The organism is Streptomyces colwelliae, assembly GCF_048158785.1.
In the GTDB taxonomy this organism is placed as follows: Bacteria; Actinomycetota; Actinomycetes; order Streptomycetales; family Streptomycetaceae; genus Streptomyces.
Map to the genome: position 1 here is coordinate 1 of NZ_JBLTJC010000633.1, position 3,572 is coordinate 3,572.

General features: G+C 68.8%; 2 protein-coding genes. One reads left to right on the forward strand and one right to left on the reverse strand.

The annotated features are described in order from the left end of the window. The coding region (locus ACNFOC_RS52350) for a class I SAM-dependent methyltransferase (RefSeq protein ID WP_416966019.1) at window positions 1-921 on the forward strand (921 nt) is incomplete at its 5' end. A 69-nt stretch (window positions 922-990) separates the two neighbouring features. Here ACNFOC_RS52350 and ACNFOC_RS52355 read toward each other — a convergent pair. Further along, complete coding sequence (locus ACNFOC_RS52355) at window positions 991-3,519, reverse strand: ABC transporter permease (RefSeq protein ID WP_416966020.1); 2,529 nt, start codon at window positions 3,517-3,519, stop codon at window positions 991-993. Window positions 3,520-3,572: the final 53 nt, after the last annotated feature.

Sequence of the window (3,572 nt, forward strand, 5' to 3'; positions counted from 1 at the left end):
CACCCGGAGGAGGTCCGCCGCAGCCGCGCCCACCTCCACACCAAACGCACCGACAAACGCGCCATCAGCCACCACTACGACGTCGGCAACGACTTCTACGAGATCGTCCTCGGCCCCTCGATGGTCTACTCGTGCGCCTACTGGGAATCCCCGGACGGCACCCTGGAGGACGCCCAGCGCGACAAGCTCGAACTCATCTGCCGCAAGCTGGAGTTGAGACCGGGTCAGCGACTGCTCGACGTCGGCTGCGGCTGGGGTTCGATGGCGATCCACGCGGCCCGCGAGTACGGCGTGAGCGTCGTCGGCGTGACCCTCTCGCAGGAACAGGCGGCCTACGCCCGTAAGCGCGTCGCGGGCGAGGGGCTCACCGACAAGGTGGAGATCCGGGTGCAGGACTACCGGGACGTCGCCGACGGGCCCTACGACGCCATCTCCTCCATCGGTATGGCCGAACACGTGGGCGCCGAGCGGTACTTGGAGTACGCGGGGGTCCTCCACTCGCTGCTCAAGCCCGGCGGGCGGCTCCTGAACCACCAGATCGCCCGCCGCCCGCACCGCGACGAATCCGCCTACAACATCGACGAGTTCATCGACTCCTATGTCTTCCCGGACGGTGAACTCGCCCCGATCGGCAACACGGTGACCCAACTTGAGCGTGCCGGCCTGGAGGTGCGCGACGTCGAGGTGATCCGCGAGCACTACGCGCTCACCCTGCGCCGCTGGGTCGCCAACCTGGAGGCCGAGTGGGCCCGCGCGGCCAAGCTCGCCGGGGCCGGCCGGGCGCGCGTGTGGCGCCTGTACATGGCGGCCTCCGCGCTCGCCTTCGAGCGCAACCGCATCGGCGTCAACCAGGTCCTGGCCGTCCGCACCCCGGACTCCGGGAACTCCGGGGTGGCGCTGCGCGCCCGCACCTGGAATTGAGTACATGAGTCGGGGCCCCGATCCGTATCGGATCGGGGCCCCGACTCATGTACTGCTACGGGGACTTGGCTACTCGGACTTGATGGCCGACAGCATGTTCAGCTTCGCCGCGCGCCGGGCCGGCCACAGCGCCGCCAGGACGCCGACCGTGCCCGCCAGGAGGAGGAAGAGCGCCATCCGGGCCCAGGGGATGACCAGTTCGTAGGTCGCCATCTTCGAGCCGATCAGCTCACCGGCCGCCCAGCCGAAGAACACGCCCAACCCGATGCCGAGCACCCCGCCGAAGAGCGAGATGACCAGGGACTCCAGGCGGACCATCCGCTTGATGCCCTTGCGGTCGAGGCCGATCGCGCGGAGCATCCCGATCTCCTGCGAGCGCTCGAAGACCGACATGGCGAGGGTGTTGATGACACCGAGGACCGCGACGATCACCGCCATGGCGAGCAGGCCGTAGACCATGTTGAGGATCAGGGTGAAGACCTGCGCGATGCTGTCGGAGAGGTCCTTCTTGTCCTGGACCTTGACGGCCGGGTTGGAGCCGAGGGCCTTCTCCAGCTTGTCCTTCGTCGAACTCGACGCCCCGTCGGCGGTCTTGACCAGGATCTGCATGTCGGCCGGGTCGGTCTGGTGCGGGGAGAGCGTCGCGTTGTCGAGCATGATGCCGCGGATCAGCGCGTTGCCCTCGTAGACCGCGGAGACGGTGAGCTGCTGCGCCTTGCCGTCCTCGTAGTGCGTGGTGAAGGTCGAACCGGCCTTCCAGCCATGGGACTTGGCCGTGTCGTCGTCCACGACGACCTGCGTGCCGGCGACCTTGAAGGTGCCGCTGTCGACCTTGAGGTCGGTGAGCTTGCCGATGGCCGAGCCGTTGACCCCGGTGAGGAACTCGGTCTCGCCGTCGATGCGCGACGGGGCGTTGCGCAGCGGGCTGGTCTCGGTGACGCCGGAGGTGGTGGTGAGGGTCTTGTCGACGTTCGGGGAGAGCTGGTTGCCGTTCGCCATCGAGACGATGTAGTCGGCGCTGATCGCGGACGAGGCCATCTTGTCGATCGCCTGCTGGAGGCTGCCCGCCATCACCGTCATGCCGGTGATGAGGGTGAGGCCGATCATCAGCGCGGAGGCGGTGGCGGCCGTACGGCGCGGGTTGCGCACCGAGTTCTGGCGGGCCAGCTTGCCGGAGATCCCGAAGATCCGCAGGACCGGGGCGGCGGCCGCGATCAGCGGGCGGGACAGCAGCGGGGTCAGGATGAACACCCCGATGATCAGCAGGACGGCGCCGATCCCCATGGGTGCCTGACCGTCCGAACCGCTCATCGAGGTCGCCGCGATGACGACCGCGATGCCCGCGCCGGAGAACAGCGCGCCGAGCGTGTTGCGCAGCACCAGGGACTTGGTGGTGGCCGTCGCGTGCACGCTGCTCATCGCGGCGATCGGCGGGATCTTCGCGGCCCGGCGGCCGGGCAGCCAGGCGGCGAGCATGGTGATGAGGATGCCGACCGCGAGGGCGCTCAGCACCGTGTTCGGGGTGATGACCAGCGGGCCGTCCGGGACGGTCGCGCCGATCGTGCCCATCAGGGCGCGCAGCCCGGCGCCGATGCCGATACCGGCGACCAGACCGGCCACCGCGGCGATCGCGCCGACCACGAACGCCTCGATCAGCACCGACCGCGTGACCTGCCGGCGCGAGGCGCCGACCGCGCGCAACAGGGCCAGTTCCTTGGTGCGTTGGGCGACCAGCATGGTGAAGGTGTTGGCGATGATGAACGTGCCGACGAAGAGCGCGATGCCCGCGAAGACCAGCAGCCCCGACTTCAGCCCGCTCATCGAGGAGGCGATCGTCTCGGCCTGGTCGTCGGCGAGCTTCTTGGCGGTGGTGGTCTCGGTGAGGCCCTTCGGCAGGGCGCTGTCCAGTTGCGTCTTCAGCGCGGCCTGACTGGTCCCGGCCGCGGCCTTCACATCGATCTCGTCGTACGTCCCCGCCTTGCCGAACAGCTTCTGCGCGGTCGCGGTGTCGAAGAGGGCCAGGCTGCCGCCGGCGGCGACATTGCCGTCGTCGGTGGTGAAGATGCCGGTGATCCTCGGGGTCAGCACCGGGCCGTCGACCGAGATGCGCACGGTGTCGCCGACCTTGTACCCGGCGCGCTTCGCGGTCTCGGAGTCGATGGCGACTTCGCCCGAACCATGCGGTGCGGCACCGGACTTGAGGGGATAACGGGCGTCCTTGCTACCCCAATAATTCCCGCCCTCGGACTGGAAGCCGCCGCCGATGAGCTTGCCCTTCTTGTCGGCTATGGCGGTGAATCCGTTCACGACACCGGTCGCGGACGCGGCCCCCGGCACCTTCGCGCTGGTGTCGAGCATGGCCTGGGTCAGCTCGGGGGTCTTGCCGACCGTGTCGCCCTCGCCGTCCTGGTGCTTCGCCTGGACGGCGACGTCGACCTGGTCGAAGCCCTTGGCCGAGCTGTTCTGGAAGGCGTTCGAGATGGTGTTGGTGAAGACCAGGGTCCCCGACACGAACGCGACGCCGAGCATCACGGCGAGCACGGTCATGAGGAGCCGGGCCTTGTGCGCGAGTACGTTGCGCAAGGCGGTACGGAACATGGGTTGTCTCAGTCCAGGTCTACGAGGGGCTGGCCGGGGCGGCGGGATCAGGG

Coding starts and splice junctions, on each gene's coding strand:
- ACNFOC_RS52355 (WP_416966020.1), bottom strand. CDS start 3,519: ATGTTCCGTACCGCCTTGCGCAACGTACTCGCGCACAAGGCCCGGCTC.